Source organism: Streptomyces sp. NPDC015144, assembly GCF_043079735.1.
Taxonomy (GTDB): Bacteria; Actinomycetota; Actinomycetes; order Streptomycetales; family Streptomycetaceae; genus Streptomyces.
On the sequence record NZ_JBIBUU010000002.1, the window covers coordinates 233,488 to 252,719 of the forward strand.

Consider the following 19,232-nt stretch of genomic DNA (forward strand, 5'->3'; position numbering starts at 1 on the left):
TCGTCACTTCATCTTCGCCTCGAACTCGTCGAGGATCTTGTCGGCCGCGGTGTAGCCGATGCCCGCGATCCAGAGCCGGTCGTCGACCTTGAAGACCTTGCCGTTCTTCGATGCCCGCAGGTTCTTCCACAGCCCGCTGTCCATCGTCTTGTCGGTGCCGGCCTTCGCCGGGTCGCCGTACGTCGACGTGAAGACGACGTCCGCGTCGGCCAGGTCGATCTTCTCCGGCGACACGTCGTAGGAGAAGCCGTCCTTGGCCTTGTCGGTGATCGCGGGGCGGCCCACCCCGAGGTCGGCGAGGATCGAGCCGATGTAGTTCTTCTTGCCGTAGATCCGGATGTCGGCGCCCTCGACGAAACGGACGAAGTTCACCTCGGTCGCGGCGGCCTTCTTCTTCCCGCCGATCGCCTCGGTCACCTTCGCCACATGGTCGTCGTAGGCGGCGACGGCCTTCTCCGCCTCGGCCTGCTTGCCGAGCGCCTCCGCGTGGAGCTGGAAGTTCTCCTTCCACGCCGTGCCGGTGGACTCGGTCATCACGGTCGGGGCGATGGCGCGCAGCTGCTCGTAGCGGTCGCCGTCGCGGACCTTGCTGGTGAGGATCAGGTCCGGCTTCAGGGAGGCGACGGTCTCCAGGTTGGGGTTGGCGATCTCACCGACCTCCTTGATGCCCTTCGTGGCGCTCGCGGGAAGGTACGACGGGAAGCCGTCCTCCGACGCCGAGTGCGTCGCGCCGACCGGCCGCACCCCGAGGGTGAGCGCGGAGTCCAGCTCGCCGGTGTCCAGGACGACGACGCGCTTCGGGTGCGCGGGGACCTCGACGTCGCCCATGGCCGTCTTCACGGTGTGGGTTTTGGCCGCGTCGGACCCGGAGTCGCTGGAGCCGCTGGCGCTCCCGCCGGACTCCGAGAAGCCGCAGGCGGAGAGGGTGAGCGCACCGGCCAGCGCGAGCCCGCCGAGCGCGAGACCGCGACGGCGGGTGAGGGGGGTGGCGGTCATGGGCTGCCCTGCTTTCTTGTCGTGCTTTCTTGTCGTGCCTTCGAACTGGTCACTCGTCCACGGGTCCGGCCCGGGGCTCCACGGGGCTGTCCCGGGGCCCGGTCGTCGTCCACGGGGCCGGACCGGGGCCCGGGGTGTCCACGGGGCCGGCCCCGGCGTCTCAGTCGTCCGCCCGGCCGGGCTGCCAGGGCGCGCCCGGCACCACGAGCGGCGAACCGGTCACCGGATCCGGGACGATCACCGCCTCCAGCCCGAAGACCTCCCGGACGAGCCCGGCCGTGACGACGTCCGCCGGGCGGCCCTCGGCGACGATCCGGCCCGCCTTCATGGCGACCAGGTGGTCCGCGTACCGGGCGGCCTGGTTGAGGTCGTGGAGCACGGTGACCACGGTCCGGCCCCGGCTGCCGTCCGCCGCCGGGGCGGTGAGCCGGCGCACCAGGTCCAGCACCTCCACCTGGTGCGCGATGTCCAGGTACGTGGTCGGCTCGTCGAGCAGCAGCAGATCGGTCTCCTGGGCGAGCGCCATCGCGATCCACACCCGCTGGCGCTGGCCGCCGGACAGCTCGTCCACGGACCGCTCGCCGAGCGCGGTGATGTCGGTGCGCTCCATCGCCTCCGTCACGGCCCGCTCGTCCTCGTCCGACCACTGCTGCCACCAGTGCTGGTGCGGCTGGCGCCCGCGCGCGACGAGATCGCTGACGGTGATCGCCTCGGGGGCCACCGGGGTCTGCGGCAGCAGCCCGATGGCCTGGGCGATCTTCCGGGTGGGGATGCTCGACAGCTCGGTGCCGTCGAGGAGGACCGCCCCGCCGCGCGGCTTGAGGAGCCGGCCGAGCGCGCGCAGGGTGGTCGACTTGCCGCAGGCGTTCGGGCCGACGATGACGGTGACCTGCCCGTCCGGCACGGTCAGGTCCAGCTCGTGGACGACGGTGCGCTCCTCGTACGAGAGCGTCAGCCCCCGTGCGGTGAGCCGCCCCTCGCCCACCGGGGCCGGGTCCGTGACAAGGTCCGCGGACGGGGCCGGGGACGGGTCCGGGGTCCCGGACGTCGTACGGGTCGAAGTCATGCCGTTCCTCCACTGCGGCCGCGACCGCCACCCTGGCCTCGGATGATCAGCCAGATCAGATACGGGGCGCCGACCGCCGCCGTCAGTACGCCCACCGGAAGTTCGACGGGCGAGAAGAGCCTGCGCGCCAGCAGGTCCGCGCACACCACGATGACCGCGCCCAGCAGCGCCGAGCAGAGCAGCGGGATCTGCGCGGTACGGGTCATCCGGCGGGCGATCTGCGGGGCGAGCAGCGCCACGAAGTCCACCGGCCCGGCCGTCCCGGTCGCCACCGACGCCAGGACGACGCCGAGCGCGACCAGCCCCAGCCGTACCCGCCCGAGCCGCACCCCGAGCGCGGTCGCGGTGTCGTCGTCCATGGAGACGGTGCGCTGCGCGCGGGCCGCCCACAGCACGGCGGGGAGCAGGACCAGCAGCGTCCACAGCAGCGGTGTGGCCTCGGCCCAGCCCCGGCCGTTGAGCGAGCCGGTCATCCAGATCTTGGCCTGCTGGGCGACCAGGTAGTCGCCCTTCGTCAGGAACAGGGTGGTGACCGAGCGCAGCGCGATCGCGAAGCCGATGCCGATGAGGACGAAGCGGGTGGCGTGCAGCCCGCCGCGCCAGGCGAAGACGTACACCAGCGCCGCCGCCACCACCCCGCCGAGCACGGAGAGGTACGGCAGCACGGTGTACGAGGTGATGCCGAAGGTCATCGCGCCGACCGTGAGCGCGCTCGCGCCCTGGCTGATCCCGATGATGTCGGGGCTGGCCAGCGGGTTGCGGGCGACGGTCTGGATCAGCGCCCCGGCGATCCCGAAGGCGACGCCGACCAGCAGCCCGGTCACCATCCGGGGCAGTCGCAGCGTGCCGACGACCAGCTCGTTCGAGGACGGCTGCCCCAGCAGCACCTTCAGCACCTCGCCGGGCGCCACGAAGTTCTCGCCGACGCAGAGGTAGGCGACGCAGACGACGGCGAGCGCCACCACGAGCGCACCGGCGACCAGCGCGGCCCGCCGGTGCAGCAGGAACCGGCCCCGCGCCCCGATCCGTACGACGTGGTACCCGGCGGGCCGCACCCGTACCGGGGCCCCCGCCCGCGCCTCGGTTCCGACGCTCATGCGGGCACCGCCTTCCGGCGTACGAGGGTGACCAGGAACGGAACGCCGATCAGCGCCGTCATCACGCCCGCCGGGACCTCGCTCGGCGGGAAGACGACGCGGCCGATCACATCGGCGACCAGCAGCATCACGGGACCGATCAGCGCGGCCATCGGCAGCACCCAGCGGTGGTCGGTGCCGACGACGGCGCGGGCGATGTGCGGGACGGCGAGGCCGATGAACGCGATCGGCCCGGCCGCCGCGACCCCGACCCCGGTCAGCACGGTGGCGCCGACGCCGCCGAGGATCCGGACCGTCGCGACGTTCTGCCCGAGCCCCTTGGCGACGTCCTCGCCGAGCGCCAGCGCGTCCAGACCGCGTGCGACGGACAGCACGAGCACCGTCCCGGCCAGCAGGAACGGCCAGATCTGACCCGCCACCACGGCCTCGCGCCCGCCGAGCGAGCCGACCTGCCAGAAGCGGAATTCGTCGAGCGCGGACGCCTTCGTCGTCAGCACCGCCGAGGTCACCGAGACCAGCAGCGCGTTGATCGCGGCCCCGCCGAGCGCGAGTTTCACCGGCGTGGCACCGCCGCGCCCGCTCGACGCGATGGCGTACACCGCGACGGAGGCGATGGCCGCGCCCGCGAAGGCGAACCACACGTACCCGGTCAGCGTGTGGACCCCGGCGAACGCGATGGCCAGCACCACCCCCACCGAGGCGCCCTGGCTGATCCCGAGGATGCCGGGGTCGGCGATGGGGTTGCGGGTGATGCCTTGGAGCACCGTCCCGGCGAGGGCCAGCCCGACCCCGACCATCAGGCCGATCAGGGTGCGCGGCACGCGCATGTTGCGTACGACTTCGGCGTTGTCGGAGTGCCCGCCGTGCAGCAGGGCGTCGAAGACCTCGGCCGGGGGTATGGAACGGGCCCCCACGGCCAGGCTGAGGAGGACCGCCACCAGCAGCGCCACGACGGCCGCCGCCGTCGCGAGAGCGCGTCTGGAGCGGCGTGGAGCGGCGGCTGACATCGGACCCAATCACGTGACGAGAATCGGAGGTGCGGGGCGAGGATCGGAGTTACGAGGAACAGAGCTGCGAGGAACAGAGCTACGGGGAACGGAGTTACGAGGGACGAAGTGGCAAGGAACAAACGGCTGAGAACATCGCAAAGGTAAGCCTTGGCTAAGTCTAAGCACCGCCGTTTCGGGGCCGGAGGCCCCCACCCGTCTCTCGTACCCCGCCCTCCTCCGTACCCGACCTCCGAGCCCGACTTCCGGCCGCCCTGCGCCCGACGCCCGGCCGCCCTGCATCCGACGCCCGCGCCCGGCTCCCGGCCTCCCCGTGCCCGACGCCCGCGCCCGGCTCCGGGCGCTCGGGAACAATGGACGTCATGTCCTCACACCCCGCGCCCCCCTCCCACCCCCTCACGGTCGGGTTCGACCTCGACATGACCCTCATCGACTCCCGCCCCGGCATCAAGGCCACCTACCTCGCGCTCTCCGCCGAGACGGGCACGCCGATCGACGCCGATCTGGTGGTGAGCAGGCTGGGGCCGCCGGTCGAGGACGAGCTGCGGAACTGGTTCCCGGCCGAGGACGTGCCCGCCGTCGCCGACCGCTACCGGGCGCTCTACCCCACGTACGCGATAGCCCCGACCCGGGCGCTCCCGGGCGCCCGCGAGGCGGTCGACGCGATCCGGGCCCGGGGCGGCCGCGCTGTGGTCGTCACCGCCAAGAACGGCCCCAACGCCGAACTCCACCTCACCCACCTCGGCATCGAACCCGACGCGGTCATCGGCAGCCTGTGGGCCGAGGCCAAGGCCCGTGCCCTGCGCGAGCACGGCGCGCATGTCTACGTCGGCGACCACATCGGCGACGTGCGCGGCGCCCGTACCGCCGGAGCCCTCTCGGTCGGCGTCCCCACGGGCCCCTGCGACGCCCGGGAGCTCCTGGCGGAGGGCGCGGACGTCATCCTCCCGTCCCTGACCGACTTCCCGGCCTGGCTGGACACGTACGAGCCCGGGGCATTGCCGTAACGGACGGGCCGGGCGCTCAGGCGTACGCGGCGAGGAAGGCGCGGACCCCGGCGGCGGCCAGCCGGTCGACCTCGGCCTCAGTGGCCTCAGATGCCTCTCCGGTGTCGCCGGCCTCATCGGCCTCGCCGCTCCGGGCGGCGCCCTGGAACATGGCCCGGTTCACCGGGATCCACAGCAGCAGCCCGGCGAAGTGGTGGGCGGCCAGCATCGCGTCGTCGGCCTTGAGGAGTCCCTCGTCGGAGAGGTTGCGGAAGGTGGCCGCGAGGGTGGCCAGGACCCGCTCGAAGCCCTGCTCGTACCAGGCCGCGCCCAACTCGGGGAACGTGTCGGCGTTGGCGATGATCAGGCGCCGCAGCTGGATCACCTGCGGCTGGGTGAGGGCGGTCAGGAACTGACGGGCCAGACGGGTCAGGTTCTCGTCCAGGGCGTCGGCCTCGACGGGGATGTCGGCCACCAGGTCGACCATGGCGTCGACGCGATGGGTGGTGGCCAGCACGATCTCCGCGAACAGCTTCTCCTTGTCGGCGAAGTGCTTGTAGACGGTCTGCTTGGACACCGCCGCCAGTCTCGCGATGTCGTCCATGCTCGTCCCCGAGTACCCCTTGTCGAGGAACACGGTGGTCGCGGCGTCCAGGATCGCCTGGTGCTTGCGCGCTGACCGGCTGTCCATCGTCGGCTCCTTCTCTCGTGCGTCCGTCGTTCCAGTCCGCCGTTCCCGGGAGGGTACTGGACCGGCCAGTACTCGCATGGGTACTGTACCGTCCAGTTCCGTGGTGCGGGAGAGTACTCACGCGCCGCATGTCGATGGGGGTTACGCATGGATCAGGTGTTCTCGGCCGACGGCACGGCCATCGCCTTCGAGCGGCAGGGCTCGGGCCCCGCGGTGGTGCTCGTCGGCGGTGCCTTCATGACCCGCGCGGACTCGGCCGAGCTGGCCGCCCTGCTGGCCGGGCACTTCACGGTGATCACCTACGACCGCCGGGGCCGTGGCGACAGCGGGGACGGCACGACGTACGAGGTGCGGCGCGAGATCGAGGACCTGAACGCCCTGATCGAGGGGCCGGGCGGAGGGGCGGCCATGCTCTTCGGGATGTCCTCGGGCGCCGTCCTCGCCCTGGAGGCCACCGCTTCCGGCAGCGCCGTACCGCGCCTGGCGCTGTACGAGCCGCCGTTCATCACCGACGACAGCCGCCCGCCGCTGCCCGTCGACTACGTGGAGCACCTGACGGAGCTCGTGGCCCGCGAGGCGTACGGGGACGCCGCGGCCTACTTCATGACGGCGGCGATCAACCTGCCCGACGAGGCCGTCGCGGGCATGCGCCACGCCCCGTTCTGGGCGGGCATGGCGGCGGTCGCCCGCACCCTTCCCTACGACGGCAGGGTCATGGGCGACACCATGTCCGGCCGCCCCCTCCCGCTCGACCGCTGGGCGTCGGTGACCGTCCCCGTCCTCGTCGGCAGCGGCGACGCGGGCGCCCCGCACATCCTGACCGGCGCCCGTGAACTCGCCGGCACGGGCGACAACTTCACCCTCCAGGTCTTCCCGGGCGAGGAGCACACCATCGCCCCGAAGGACCTGGCCCCGGCCCTGATCACCTTCTTCACCGGCCACCCCTAGGCGTGACCCCCGGGGCCGGTCCGGCCCCGGCCCCGTCCCCGCCCACCTTCCGCAACCGCCGCCAGGCGGAGGCGGGGTCGGTGCCGTCGCCGACTACGTAGTGCAACGCGGGCCGGGTGGCCGGGCCGACCCGGAGCGGCGCGAAGGCGGCGTGGTCCGCGCCGCGCCCGGAGACGGCCTCGGGGCCGAGAGTGAAGGAGACCGGCACCGGTGGCGGTTCGTGGCGTGCGGGGGTGGTCAGATCGGCGCGCGCGATGCGGACCTGCCCGACCATCGTGGCGAGGCCGTGCCCGCCTGCGAGGGCCTCGGCCAGTTCGGGCAGGGCGTCCACCGGGGTGCGCTCGCCGACGCGGTGGCCGACCGCAAGCGTGATGTGTTCCTCGACGCCGAGCCGGGTGCGTGCCGTACGTACGGTCGCGATGGCGGGCCGGTCGGGGGAGCCGACGGCCACGGTCCAGGTGGGCAGGGACCGCTGGGCGCGAGTTCGGGCCAGATCCGTCAACTGGCGTGTCGACCACGGCACGTTGACGGGCTCGGCGGTTGACCAGCCCGCAGGCGGGGCACCGGTGAGAGTGCGCCAGCACTGCTCCAGAGCGCGCCCCAGAACGAGGCGTTCGTCGGCCGGGTGAACCGTTCGGAGCGAGAGCAGAAGCTGCCGCTCACCGGTGTCCGCTCCGGATGGTTCCAGGAACGCGTCCGCGGTCCTGGAACCGCCCTCCACCATGACGGGGGCGAACCGTTCCCCGTCCCAGCACAGCACCGCCCCGGTGAGTCCGTCGTAGTAGCCGCACTCCGGATCGCTCACGACCCACCGGGAGGGCGCCCCGTCCAGCAGGGTGCGGGCGGGAAAGGTGAGCCGGGTGTCGGCCGGGGTGACGAGGTCCAGCTCCAGCCCGGTGCGGACGACGTTGCGCACGACGTCGGTGAGCCAGGTCGTGGCGGCGACCACGGGTCGGCCCTGCATGACGACGGCCGCCCGGTCGGTGAGCAGGTCGACCCCACTGGGCGCCGGCCCCTCCACGACCGCGCCGGTGAGTCCGGCCACCACCTCGGTACGCGCGGCCCGACGCGGCCAGACGTCACCCCCGAGTACGGAGGCCAGCCGCCCGCCCACGGCTCCGGCCAGCTCTCCGGCCCCTTCCACCGCACTGCTCGCCCGCGCCTCCGTCCACCACACCGGCGACGTTCCCCGGACTCCGGGCCCGAGCAGCCGTTCCACCTCCCCCGGCACCTGCACGTACCGAGGTGCTTCGACCGCCACCAGCGCCGCCCCGGCAGCCGTACACAGCTCCACCACGGCCCCCTCCCCGCCCGGCCGCACCAACAACTCGGGTCCCCCCGCGAGCAACCCGGCCATCAGCGTCCTGGTGTCCGGCATCCGCGGCGTGAGGGCGATGACGTCCTGGGTCATGCGTACTCCGTGAATCGGATCATTATTCGCGTCCAGAAAGATCCTGAAGTTCCTCCAGCGAGGAGAAGACTCTTCGAGTCTCTGGCAAAGCACTTCCGGAGTGGGCGCTGCCGGACCATGAATCGGACTCGGAAAGCGCCTGATCGGATGTCAAGCCGCGGTGCTTTGCTCTGCTGAGGTAGAGCAACCAGTCATGCGCGGCATCGATAGCCTCGTCGCCCGCCGGGGTACGGGGCTCGAACCCTGCTGCGAGTCCATCCTCCGCTGCCCAGAGATAGCCGAGGGTGCGACCGCTCTCGGCCACCTCCACGCAGGTGACCGGCTCATCGGTCTCTGCCTCGAAGCAAGGTGAATTCGGTGAAAGGAGAGATCTGAGCCAGGCTGTCCGGCGTGGGATTTCTGCCATGTACCAGGAATCCAAAATGTCTGGATCTTCATCTGGTAGATCTTCGAACCCGTCTGCGGTAGGGATCCCGTAGGACGTGAAGTCTGAAGCGACGACTTCGGCTTCCAGCGCTTGTGTGATTGCTGTGATGGCGGCGCTCAGGCGGGGCGCATTCTCCCTCTGTATTTCTGATTGCCGATGTCCGCGCAGATCATGAGAAAGCCAGGCGTCGCTGTACGTGTCGAGCGTTACGGTAGCCGCCCCACTTTCCCACCCTTCGACTGAAATTGTAAAAAGTTTTTCGACTTGATGGGGAGTTCCGGTGCGCATGCAGGTGCCTGGAACGGCCAAGCTTACTTCCGCGGAGCCGACTCCTTCTTTCGGGGTCGAATTCAGAGCCTCAAAAAAACTAGTCTCATTCTTGGCCCCGGCAAGTGTTGCACGTACCCGCTTTCGGGTGAAAAGAATGGAGTGATCACTCCTGGCGCGCGAGGTGACATCGGCCGTTGCGTGACTCTTAACGATTCCGATGGACCGCATGGCCCGCCATACGTGCAGTGCCGTGCTGCCGCACTGTAGTGCCAGGTCCTGATCCGGCCCCCCCATCCTCGTTTCCCAGAACCAGCTGCCCACGGGGTTGGTGGTAATCACAGGATGCCCTTCGGGTCGGCCTTGGCGTGCGGGGGGATCTTGATCGTCCCGTCCTCAAGGCGGATGACAAAGAGGATGCCGCGCCCTTTGTCGCTTTTGAAAGCGTGCTCCCCTCGATGGACTTGAAGGAGCTCATCCGGGATGCCTCTGGAGTGCCATTCTGCCATGGTTCCCTGCCCGTCCACGAGCATGATCCTGTGGTCTGCCTCGGATTTTGAGAGCTGTCCCAGGTTGTCTGCTTTCGCGATTGATTCAAATGGATTCTTGGGATTCTCTAGTCTTTTCATCTGGTACCCGTAGCTCTCTCCGTGCGAGTCTGTCACCCGAACGTCGAGGTCTGCTTTGTAAGCCTGGTTCTTGATTTCGAATTCGATGTCCCGGAGTCCGCTTCTGTAAAATTGATCACCGAGTCTGATCTGGTCCATCGCTCGAATGTCCTGGCCTCGAATCCCGGATCCCAGCATGGAGACGACGTCTCTGAATTTATTTGTCTGGGCCAAGCGTCCGGAGGTGATTATCTCGCTGATCTCCTGGCCGTCGGGGTACTTGCCCATCCGAGCAACGATCCTCTCGAGGACCTTTGGCTTAATGTTGTTGTTGGGGATGTTCTTCATGGCTTCACGGAACTGACGCTCGGCCTCACCTCCCAACTCCATGGGGCCTGAGTCGCCTGATTCTGAAAAGGAGTCGGACCGATCTCCGGCATCAGCGTGTCCTGAAAGTCCCGCGCCGTCGCCTGCGGCTGAAGTGTCAGCGAGTGGCCCGTTTCCATGGCCGGATTCTGAGGTATCTCCCGGGTGGCTGCCCCTATCCGAATGATCAGTCGCCCCTGCGTCGTTGCCTTCTCGGGAGCCCTCGGACCATCTTGGGGTGTCATGTCCGCCAGGCGACGGTGCCCTATCGCCCCCGTGGGCGCTCGCCCCGTGTCCGCGTCCTCCCACGCCGGCCGGTTCGCGGTCGGCGTGCGGCCGGGCGTCGGCTCCGCGTTCGGCGGCGGTGGGTTCGTGTCTGGCAGGTTCGAGGTGTGGGTCGCCGTTCCGGTCGAGCGGGATGAAGTTGCCGTCCTTGTCGACCCGGTACCGGTGGTCGAGGTCGAGGGCGCCATCGGGGAACCGGGTCTTCGGTAGCTGCAGGTGCTCGCTGACGTTGGCCAGTACCTGGGACACCTTGGGTAGTTCGGACAGGGCCTTGGCGGCCCTGAAGGTGCCGGTGAGCGGGTCGAGGGCGTCGCCGACTTTCGCCATGGTTCCGGCAGCCTTCGCGATCTCGCCGCCTCTCCCGAGCTTCGCGGCGACGCCGGACGACCCGGCGAAGAGAGTGAGGATGTTGAAGGAAGCGGCCGCGTGGGCGCGGGCCGGGTCCTCCTCCCACATGTCGTACGCGATGAACTGCTTACCGAATTCCTTCGCGTACGCCTTGCTGTCGCGCTGCCAGTCGGACAGGTGCTCGTCCTGGCCGAACAGGTCCATGCCGTAGGCGTATCCGCCCACGACGGTACGTCGCAGCCCGTCCCATGCCTCGTCGCGGGCTTCGCCTCCGTGGAAGCCCGCGAGAGTGGCCAGGCCGTCGAGGCCGGCCCCGATACTGTCCTTCACCAGGCCGTCCCAGGCCCAGCTCTTGGCTCCGTGCCCCCACCACCCCAGGCTCCACCGCTCGTAGGTGCGCCCCTCAGGGCTGCCCCACGGGAGGTCCTCCGCTTCCTTGAGGGCGTCGGCGCTCTGGCCGTACATGCCGGGCCCATGCGTGCCGTCGTCCACGATCCACCGGGGGCGGCAGGTGGCGGGACTGATGGCGGCGATCTTGTTGGCCGCGGTGCGTTCGGCCTCCTGGAAGCCCTCGCGTGCCGCCAGTACGCTGTCCAGTAACGCCTGGTGCTTCTCGGTCTTCTCCTCGTCCCGCGTCCATGTGTCGTCGCCCTGGACGCTGTCGACGAAGGCGATCGCGTCCTGCTTCAACTGCTTGAGCCGGTCGGCGTGCGGCCGGGCCTCGAAGACGAAGATGGCCAGGGCATCGGCCAACGCCTCGATGTCCCCGGCGAACTCGTCGGCCGTGTCCATGACCGGGCGGGTCGAGGAGAACAACGCCTCCGCCTCGGGGGCCTGGTAGTACGCGGCCGTCGCCTGGAAGCGGGAGTGGATGTCCTTCCCGCCGGTCCGGATGCCCGTGGCATGCGTGCGAAGGCCGGAAACGGCCTTCTCCAACAGCTCGAAGTCTCCGGTGTACTGCGGGATTCCTCCCGGCTCGATCACGACGTCTTTCCCACTGCGCGGAGTTCGGCGGGGGTCGGGGCCTTCGCCGCTTCCCGTTGCGCCCGCGCGGCCATGGTGAGGTCACCGTCGACGTACTCGCTGACGGCTTTGACCGTGCCGTCCATCGTCTTCCTCGTGCGGGCGGCCATGAACCTGATCCGCTGCTGGGTGTCGCCGATGAAGTCCGCCACCGCGGCGCCCACCGGCCCGGACGGCACTTCGCCGCAGTACGGTCCGCTGATCGTGCCGACGTTGAGCGCGGCGTCCTCCACGTTCTCGCCATAGCCCATGACGCTCTTGCTCAGATCCTCGCCGGCCAACCCCACCAACGAGAGCACGGACTCCACTCCGCTCGGCTTGATGTCCCATCCGGTCATGCCTACCCCCTTGTGCGACCAGCCTCCATCTCTATCAACGCGCTAGTAGCGACAGCAATGGATTTCGAGTCAACTCCTGCCAGGAGAAAGGAGGCATGGTGTGACCTTTTGTTTGCCAAGGGAAATACTTCTGGGTGTGGGGTGTGCCTGATCGGATGGGTGAGTGCTCGGGCCGGTTGTCAGAGGTGCCTGCGATGCTCCGGGCATGGAGATGACCCTGCAGATGACGATCGACTGTGCCGATCCGCAGCGGATGGTGGCGTTCTGGACCGAGGCCCTGGGCTACGTTCCGGAGCCACCGCCGGGCGGGCATGTCACGTGGCGGGCCTACTGGTCGGCGATGGGGGTGCCCGAGGAGGAGTTGCCGCCCGGGGCGGGGGACGTTCCGGAGTCGATCATCGATCCTGCGGGGCGCGGGCCGAGGGTGTGGTTCCAGAAGGTGCCGGAGCCGAAGTCCCTCAAGAACCGGTGGCACTTCGACCTGAAGGTCAGCGGCGGCCGTGACGTGGCGCTGGATGTTCGTAAGCGGCGGGTCGACGAGACGGTGGAACGGCTGGTCGGGGCCGGTGCCACCGTGCTGCAGACCAAGGACGAGCCGGACTCGGGGTTCTACGCCGTCGCCATGCAGGATCCCGAGGGCAACGAGTTCGACGTCTTCTGAGCGCGGTGGCGCCGGTGCCGGTCGCAGCCCCTCGATCACGGCTGCGACCGGTGCGGTCCTATGAGACCCGGTCAGGTCGCCGTCAGCTCTTGCAGGCGGCCACGTTGTCGCTGGTGCCGGGCACGGCGGCGGACCGCGCGGCCTGGAAGTTGGCCTCGAACGCGTCGAAGACCGCCGGTGTGGTGATGCGCAGCATGGCCTCGTCGTTGTTGCGCAGGGCCGGGCCGCTCCAGTTGTGGCTGCCGGTGAACATCACCTTCTGGGCGGTGCCCGCGTACATGCCGTCGACCATCCAGTTCTTCGAGTGCACGATCCGGTTGGGCGTCGCGGGGTCGGCGTCGTCGTCGTGCTGGTAGCAGCGGTTCGTGATGCCGGAGACGCCGTGCAGGGCGGTCCAGGTACCGGAGTCGCTCTCGCTGTAGACCAGGTCGACCAGGCAGCCCTGGCCCGCCAGCGCGCGCAGCTTGTCCGCGACGCCCTGCCGGGTGATCTTCAGCATCGCGGCGTGGACGGTGGTGCGGCGTGCGGTGCCCGTGGAGTCGGTCCAGCGGCAGGTGATGTTGTCCATCGCGTTGACCACGGTGTCCGTGGTCGAGTCGCTGCCCGCGCGGGGGAAGAAGTAGTACTTGTAGTCGCCCGCGTTGCCGTACGTGTAGGACCAGGCGGTGCGGTTCTGGGCCGGGAGCCGGGTGAAGTAGTCGACGTAACCGTCGTACAGGGCGGTGTTGTCGGCGACGGTCACCGAACTGTTCCAGTAGCGGCTGTAGTTGGACGGCGTCAGGTTCGACGTGAGCTGGACGACGACGTTCTTCTGGGCGCCGCCGCCGACACTGCTCGCGAGCAGGAACTTGTTGTGGTTGATGCCCGTCTGCTCCGTACTGAGACACGAGCGGCCCTTGGCGCACAGGGTCACCCAGGAGGCGGCGGAGGTGCTGGTGCCGAGGCTGCTCGCCAGGAGGTCGTAGGAGGCCCGGTACTCCAGGGTGCTCTCGTCGAGGACGACCTTGACGTTGACGCCCCGGGCCTTCGCGGCACCGAGTTCCGTGGCGACCGTCTCGTCCCACAGGTGGTACATCGCGAGCCGCAGGACCGAGCCGCTGTCCGCGTTCGCGATCACGGAGCGGACCTGGGCGCGGATGGCCTGCTGCTCGGCGGTGGTGCCGGTCGGCTTGTTGAAGACCGGGCTGGTGGGGACGGTCGCCGCGCCGGCGGTCTGCGCGGGCGCGAGCAGCGCGGCCACGCAGGCGGAGACGGCGAGCAGCCCACCGGCCGCCCTCCGCCCCGGGGCGGAGGGCCGCACCGAGGAGCGCGCGGCGGCGGACCACCGGGACAGGGGCCATGAACGGGTCCTGGCGGGCGTCGGTATCATCGTCGGCTTTCCTCTTTCCTCGTCGTTCCGTGCGGTGTGCGGTGTGCGGTGTGCAGCGTCGACCCCTCGGGCCGTCAAACCGGTTCAGCAAAGCACGACTTCAGCGCCAGGTCACCCGATTCGGGTGCCGTGTCCTCGCCGCCTCCACCAGGGTGCAAGTGGTCCAGCGCACATGGTCGGCAGCGATGAATTCTCGCCTCGCCATCGGTCATATGAGCGACTGCACCGAAGCGAGGAAGGCCCCACCATGACTGACACGCTCACCGCTCCCCACCGCGTCCCCTCCGTCGCGCCCGCCTCGCGTTCCGCCGCACGGTGGTCCGCAGCCGGTGCCGTGGTGGCGGGGCCGCTGTTCCTGGCGGCCGGACTCGCCCAGGGAGCCCTGCGGGACGGCTTCGACTTCACCCGGAACGCGATCAGTCAGCTCGCCCTCGGCGAGGCGGGCTGGATCCAGACGGTGAGCTTCCTGCTGACCGGTGCACTCCTGGTCGCCGGGACGGCCGGACTGAGACGGGCCCTGCGCGGCGGCCCCGGTGCGACATGGGGGCCGGCTCTGGTCGGCGTCTTCGGCGCCTCCTTCTGGGCGGCCGCGGCGTTCCCGGCGGACGCCGGGGCGGGCTTCCCGGTCGGGACACCCGACGCGACCGTGATGACCGGCCACGGCACCGTCCACATGGCCTCCGGGATGGTCGGCTACCTCGCCCTGTGCGCCGCGTTCTTCGTCCTGGCCCGCCCGCTGGCGGCCCGGGGTCTGCGGGGCTGGGCCATCGCGTCCCGCATCGTCCCGGTGGCCGTTCTCGCCGGTTTCATGGCCTCGGCCGCCTCGGTCCTGGCGTTCACCACGGGCGCCGGACTCGGTCTGCTGTGGCTGAGCGCGGTGACGGTCCGCCTGGCGACTGCGTCCGCCAACCAGTAGGGGACACCGAGCGATCAGGCAGCCGTCGCCACGCCGAGGTAAGGGGCGAAATGCTCGGCCACCTCCGCCGCCACAGCCACCGCGTCGAGCGTCCCGTCGACTTCGATGACGCGGATGCCGAGGCGGCGGGCGTTCTGCGCCGCGTCCTCGGCGATCAGCCGGTCACGGGCGACACGGTTGGCCTGGGAGCGGGCCGGGTCGGTGACCGGGACGTTGAGGGTTCCCGCGCGCGGGAGGTTCCGGATCTGGTGCTGGCGGAAGTCCTCGGTGGGGACGAGGACGACCATGCGCTGGAGTGAGTCGAGCAGCGGCGCGACCAGTTCCGGTCGCAGCCCCCATCCCTCGGCGATCGCCGGCCGGCCGGTGAACAGTGCGCGCAGGTCGTCCAACGCCCACTCGAAGCGGACCGGGAAGCCGGCCAGCGTCTCGGCGGCCATCTCCTCCGGGCCCCGGCCCAACCAGACATGGTCGGGGGTGGGATCTTCCACGGGCTCACCCAGGGCGACACGACGCGCGATCCGGCGATCCTGGTGCCCGCGGGCGTCGTGGTAGTCGTAGTGATACGCGGTCAACCCGTACGTCGTCGCGATGAGTTCGGCAACGGTGCTCTTGCCGGACCACTGCGCGCCGCCGATCCACAGCGCGCGCCGCAGGCTGCCGTGTGGATCCCAGACATCTGACATGAGTGTCCTCCCGGTGGAGAGCGGCGCAGACCTCCGCTCGGGAGAAATTCTCCTGGTTTGACAGCAAAATTTGCAGTCTTGTCTTCACCCGGCGGTTGTCGGAGAGTGGATAGGGAGGGGGATCCGCGTGCCGCGCGGTCGCAACCAGGTTCGGCAAGCGCGGCTACGTCTGCCTCGGCACCGGCACCGTCACCGCAGCCGCCCTCGTCGTCCGGCTCCGCTCGTGATCGTCAGGACACTGCCTGGGGCAGGGCCTACGCCCCGGCCGCCTCCGCCAGGAGGTGGGCGAGTTCGCGGGGGCGGGTGGTCATGGGCCAGTGGCCGGAGTCGATGTCCGCGTACGTGAGGTGGGTGGCGCGGGCGAGTTCGGGGCTTTCTCCGGCGGCGATCCACTTCTCGGCCTGGGCCGGGGTGAACTCGGGGCAGACGACCACGACGGGGACGTCGAAGCGGCGCTCGTCGGTCAGGCGCACCACGCCTCGGGCGACCGCCTCGGGCACGGGGATCGCGGCGGACGCGAAGCGGTCCCGGGCCTCCTGGTCCAGGTCGGCGGCGTCCGGCCCCTCGAAGGGGGCCCAGCCGGGGAAGGGCAGGGCGCCATCCTCGATCGGCAGGAAGTCGGCGTAGGCCCGTCCGTCGGGGGCGGGGAAGCCGCCGATCAGGGCTACCCCGGCCACCTTCTCCGGTCGCGCGTCGGCGGCCATCCAGGCCAGGGCGGTGGCTGCGGAGTGCCCCACCACCAGCGGCTTGCCGGGTGCCGCGTCGACGGCGGCGAGCACGGCCGCCACCTGGTCGTCGAGCGTCGCGGAGTCGGCGCCGTCACCCTGGCCCGGGAGGGCGACGGGGACGGGACGGTGGCCGAGCGCGGTGAGTTCGGGTACGACGTCGTCCCAGGCGGATGCGTCGAGCCACAGGCCGGCGATGAGCAGGATGTCCACGGCGGTTCTCCCCAGGATGCGTTGGAGCTGGCCGGGGCACGCTATCGGGGGCCTCTGACAACGCCGGTTCCGGACGCGCGCGCGGCGGGCGAGTCCGAGGCGTGACGCGTGACGCGTGACGCGTGACGCGTGGTGGTCCGGCAGCCGGGGGAGAAGCAGATCGCTGCCCAGGGCCTGACGTCCTCTCCATTACCTGAAGTCATACTGGGGTGCAGAAATGTCCGGCTCATTTCGGTATTCGGCGTCATCACCCGATCTATGATTTTGACCATCGGTCATAGCAAAGGGTGTTCCAGATGATCTACACCGTTGAGTGCAGCTTTATGGAGCCGACACGGGAAGGCGAGTGGAACGATTTCTACTCCGACCTCAAGCTGCCGGCGCTCATATCCGTCACGGGGTTCCGCACCTCGCAGCGATTCAAGGCGATCAGTGCCGGGTGTCCCGTCTATCTCGCCGTTCACACCATCGACGGCCATGAGGTGCTGGACGGGGACGAGTACCGGGAGAAGGGCGGCGGGAACTTCGCTCGCTGGCAGCCCGATATCACCGACTGGCACCGCAACCTCTACGACGGAATCGACCGGGCGCCCGACGTGGTCGCGGGCGAGTACCTGGTGCTGAGCCAAACCGGTCAAGAGGCTCTGACGCGGCTGGGACTCGTGCCGCACGCCCTGCATGCCGTGGCGATGGAAAAGAACCCGAAAATGCGTTGGCTGGCCACGGCGGAAAGCGCTGAATTCCCGCCCCCTTCGCAGTTTCCGGACGGTGTCCATATCTACGCGCCGATGACTCCTCAGTTGAATGCCCAAAGGCCCTGAAGCAAAGCACTCGCGCACGCGGCTGACGCATCCCGAGAGAGATTGAGAATTGACAATGACGGACTTTTCCTTCCCCGCCAAGAAGATCGGCGACTACACGGTCACTGCCATCAGTGACGGGTACCTCACCGCGAGTCTGGACCTTCTCCTGAACATCGATCGCCACCAGGCATCCGAGCTGCAACAGCGAGGTGGGTTGGACGATCGGTCGCCCATGCACATCAACGGCTACCTGGTACGTGGCGCCGGCCGCACCGCGCTCGTGGACGCCGGGGCGGGCGGCGTCAAGCACTGGGGTGGCCGCCTGAAGGCCGGGTTGCGGCTGGCAGGGGTGCGACCCTCGGACGTCGACACGATCCTTCTCACGCACGCGCACCCGGACCACATAGGCGGTCTCCTCGACGGGTCGGGAGAGACTGTCTTCCCCCACGCGGAACTGCTCGTCCACCACCGGGAGCTGGCCTTCTGGCAGGACGACGGCAACCTCGCGCGTGCCAACGAACGCGCCCGTGGCAACTTCCAGATCGCCCGCAAAGCCCTCGACGCCTACGGCGGCGCGCTGCGCACGATCAAGGAGGGCGAGGTCCTACCCGGCGTTTCGGCGATTCCGCTTCCCGGCCACACAAGCGGCCACACCGGCTACCTGATCAACTCCGAGGACCAGAGCGCGCTCTTCTGGGGCGACACCGTTCACTTCCCGACGATCCAGGTGCCACGGCCCGATGCCTCGGTCACGCTGGACAACGATCCGGTCCGTGCCGCCGAGACACGTTCCAAGGTCTTCGAGATGGCCAGCTCCGAGGACCTGCTCGTCGCTGGCGCGCATCTCAACGAGCGGGGATTCGCTCGGGTCGAGCGGTCGAGCAGCGGCTATTCGATCACGGACGAGGACTGAGCGCCGGCGGCTTCCGGTGCGTCGGGCGGGGTGTCCGGCTTCGCCTCCTCCACCAGCCAATCGGAGAATTCGTCGAGCAGTTCCGCACGGGAGTTCCAGGAGCTTTGGGAGCTCTGGGGGCCCTGGGAGTTCCGCACGTTCCGCGAGTTGGTGACGAGGATGAAGTCCTTGACTGCCTGGCGCCCAGGCGGACCGAGGGAAACGAGCTTTCCGGTTCGCAGTTCGTCGGCGACGTAGAGATACGGAACGAGCGCCACGCCCAGACCCGCACGTGCCGCCTCGATCAGCATGGAGAACTGCTCGAATCGGCTTCCCGCCACCGCGTCCTGAAGGTCGATCCCGAACTCGCGTGAGTAGTCGCGCCAGCTCTCGGGCGTCGTGGTCTTGTGCAGCAACGGCAGAGACGACAGCGATGGCAGCAACGGCAGTGACGGCAGTGACGGCAGCGACGGCATTCCGGGCGGCACCCTGGAGTCCGCGCGGGGACCCGATGGCGCAAGGCCAGGTCGGCATACCGGGATCAGGGGACTCCGGAACAAGTGCCGTGATGCGGCTGTCGCCCACGCCGGATGGGCGAAGGTGATCGCGGCATCGAAACCGCTGCCGTTCAGCACGAACGGATCGTTGCGCGTGCTGAGGTTCACCACCACGTCCGGGTGCTCCCGCAGGAACGACGGCAGTCGCGGAATCAGCCACTTGGTGGCGAAGGTTCCGATCGTCGCAAGCTCCAGCACGCGCCGCTGCGGCGGTGTCGTCATCACTTGGACCGTCGACTGTTCCAATGACCCGAGCAGCCGCCCCAGCTCCTCGGCGTAACGCGCGCCGTGCGCCGTCAGCTCGACGCGGTTCCCGCCGCGACGGAACAGCGGCACCCCCAGGAGCGCTTCCAGTCGCGCGACCTGGCGACTGATCGCCCCCTCGGTGACGACCAGTTCCTTGGCGGCGAGCGAGAAGCTGCCGTGCCGTGCCGCAGCCTCGAACGCCAGCAACGTCGAGGTGCTGGGGATCTGCCTGGCCGGCACTGGCAGCCTCCTCACTCGTCACGAGGTTGATCTATGGTGAATTGATGACCCCAGAATATGGGA

19 protein-coding genes are annotated in these 19,232 nt (G+C 69.5%); 6 read left to right on the plus strand and 13 right to left on the minus strand.

The genetic code is table 11. The annotated features are described in order from the left end of the window. Positions 1-3: 3 nt before the first annotated feature. From ACF08W_RS05105 to ACF08W_RS05120, 4 genes are all read right to left on the minus strand, one after another. Positions 4-996, minus strand: coding sequence for an ABC transporter substrate-binding protein (locus ACF08W_RS05105; RefSeq protein ID WP_392278455.1), 993 nt, complete (start codon positions 994-996; stop codon positions 4-6). A 160-nt stretch (positions 997-1,156) separates the two neighbouring features. Further along, positions 1,157-2,062, minus strand: a complete 906-nt coding sequence (locus ACF08W_RS05110) for an ABC transporter ATP-binding protein (protein ID WP_392278456.1) — start codon at positions 2,060-2,062, stop codon at positions 1,157-1,159. Further along, positions 2,059-3,159, minus strand: coding sequence for a FecCD family ABC transporter permease (locus ACF08W_RS05115; RefSeq protein WP_385207376.1), 1,101 nt, complete (start codon positions 3,157-3,159; stop codon positions 2,059-2,061). Before ACF08W_RS05115 ends, ACF08W_RS05110 begins: the two co-directional genes overlap by 4 nt. After that, positions 3,156-4,166, minus strand: coding sequence for a FecCD family ABC transporter permease (locus tag ACF08W_RS05120; protein ID WP_392278457.1), 1,011 nt, complete (start codon positions 4,164-4,166; stop codon positions 3,156-3,158). The genes ACF08W_RS05115 and ACF08W_RS05120 overlap by 4 nt, the downstream gene beginning before the upstream one ends. Before the next feature lie 362 nt (positions 4,167-4,528). Between ACF08W_RS05120 and ACF08W_RS05125 the strand changes: the two genes are divergently transcribed. Beyond that, complete coding sequence (locus ACF08W_RS05125) at positions 4,529-5,173, plus strand: HAD family hydrolase (RefSeq protein ID WP_352278049.1); 645 nt, start codon at positions 4,529-4,531, stop codon at positions 5,171-5,173. Positions 5,174-5,189: 16 nt separating this feature from the next. Here ACF08W_RS05125 and ACF08W_RS05130 read toward each other — a convergent pair whose 3' ends face one another. Then, complete coding sequence (locus ACF08W_RS05130; protein WP_392278458.1) at positions 5,190-5,843, minus strand: TetR/AcrR family transcriptional regulator; 654 nt, start codon at positions 5,841-5,843, stop codon at positions 5,190-5,192. A gap of 147 nt (positions 5,844-5,990) precedes the next feature. On the opposite strand from ACF08W_RS05130, the gene ACF08W_RS05135 reads away from it, so the two are divergent. Beyond that, complete coding sequence (locus tag ACF08W_RS05135; protein WP_392278459.1) at positions 5,991-6,791, plus strand: alpha/beta fold hydrolase; 801 nt, start codon at positions 5,991-5,993, stop codon at positions 6,789-6,791. On the opposite strand, the gene ACF08W_RS05140 is transcribed toward ACF08W_RS05135, so the two are convergent. The 4 genes from ACF08W_RS05140 to ACF08W_RS05155 form a co-directional block, all read right to left on the minus strand. Continuing rightward, positions 6,775-8,202, minus strand: a complete 1,428-nt coding sequence (locus tag ACF08W_RS05140) for a DUF6177 family protein (protein ID WP_392278460.1) — start codon at positions 8,200-8,202, stop codon at positions 6,775-6,777. The genes ACF08W_RS05135 and ACF08W_RS05140 overlap by 17 nt on opposite strands. Before the next feature lie 22 nt (positions 8,203-8,224). Continuing rightward, complete coding sequence (locus tag ACF08W_RS05145) at positions 8,225-8,917, minus strand: hypothetical protein (protein WP_352278054.1); 693 nt, start codon at positions 8,915-8,917, stop codon at positions 8,225-8,227. A gap of 317 nt (positions 8,918-9,234) precedes the next feature. Then, positions 9,235-11,487: a hypothetical protein gene (locus ACF08W_RS05150; protein ID WP_392278461.1), complete on the minus strand. Its 2,253-nt coding sequence runs from the start codon at positions 11,485-11,487 to the stop codon at positions 9,235-9,237. Then, entirely contained in the window at positions 11,484-11,864 is a 381-nt protein-coding gene (locus ACF08W_RS05155; protein ID WP_392278462.1) for a DUF6507 family protein, read from the minus strand. The genes ACF08W_RS05150 and ACF08W_RS05155 overlap by 4 nt, the downstream gene beginning before the upstream one ends. Before the next feature lie 205 nt (positions 11,865-12,069). On the opposite strand from ACF08W_RS05155, the gene ACF08W_RS05160 reads away from it, so the two are divergent. Continuing rightward, a complete protein-coding gene (locus ACF08W_RS05160) occupies positions 12,070-12,525 on the plus strand; it encodes a VOC family protein (RefSeq protein WP_392278463.1) in 456 nt (151 codons plus the stop codon). Between the two features lie 82 nt (positions 12,526-12,607). On the opposite strand, the gene ACF08W_RS05165 is transcribed toward ACF08W_RS05160, so the two are convergent. Next, positions 12,608-13,894: a phospholipase D-like domain-containing protein gene (locus tag ACF08W_RS05165; protein WP_392278464.1), complete on the minus strand. Its 1,287-nt coding sequence runs from the start codon at positions 13,892-13,894 to the stop codon at positions 12,608-12,610. A 247-nt stretch (positions 13,895-14,141) separates the two neighbouring features. On the opposite strand from ACF08W_RS05165, the gene ACF08W_RS05170 reads away from it, so the two are divergent. Then, entirely contained in the window at positions 14,142-14,810 is a 669-nt protein-coding gene (locus ACF08W_RS05170; protein ID WP_392278465.1) for a DUF998 domain-containing protein, read from the plus strand. Between the two features lie 14 nt (positions 14,811-14,824). On the opposite strand, the gene ACF08W_RS05175 is transcribed toward ACF08W_RS05170, so the two are convergent. Next, on the minus strand, positions 14,825-15,493 hold the full coding sequence (locus ACF08W_RS05175) for a hypothetical protein (RefSeq protein ID WP_392278466.1): 669 nt from the start codon (positions 15,491-15,493) through the stop codon (positions 14,825-14,827). A gap of 254 nt (positions 15,494-15,747) precedes the next feature. Next, a complete protein-coding gene (locus tag ACF08W_RS05180) occupies positions 15,748-16,431 on the minus strand; it encodes an alpha/beta fold hydrolase (RefSeq protein WP_392278467.1) in 684 nt (227 codons plus the stop codon). Positions 16,432-16,727: 296 nt separating this feature from the next. On the opposite strand from ACF08W_RS05180, the gene ACF08W_RS05185 reads away from it, so the two are divergent. Continuing rightward, positions 16,728-17,252, plus strand: a complete 525-nt coding sequence (locus ACF08W_RS05185) for a hypothetical protein (protein ID WP_392278468.1) — start codon at positions 16,728-16,730, stop codon at positions 17,250-17,252. A 55-nt stretch (positions 17,253-17,307) separates the two neighbouring features. After that, positions 17,308-18,147, plus strand: a complete 840-nt coding sequence (locus ACF08W_RS05190) for an MBL fold metallo-hydrolase (RefSeq protein ID WP_392278469.1) — start codon at positions 17,308-17,310, stop codon at positions 18,145-18,147. Here the strand turns inward: ACF08W_RS05190 and ACF08W_RS05195 are convergent. After that, a complete protein-coding gene (locus ACF08W_RS05195; protein ID WP_392278470.1) occupies positions 18,123-19,169 on the minus strand; it encodes a LysR substrate-binding domain-containing protein in 1,047 nt (348 codons plus the stop codon). The two genes, ACF08W_RS05190 and ACF08W_RS05195, sit on opposite strands and share 25 nt — an antisense overlap. Positions 19,170-19,232 lie beyond the last annotated feature (63 nt).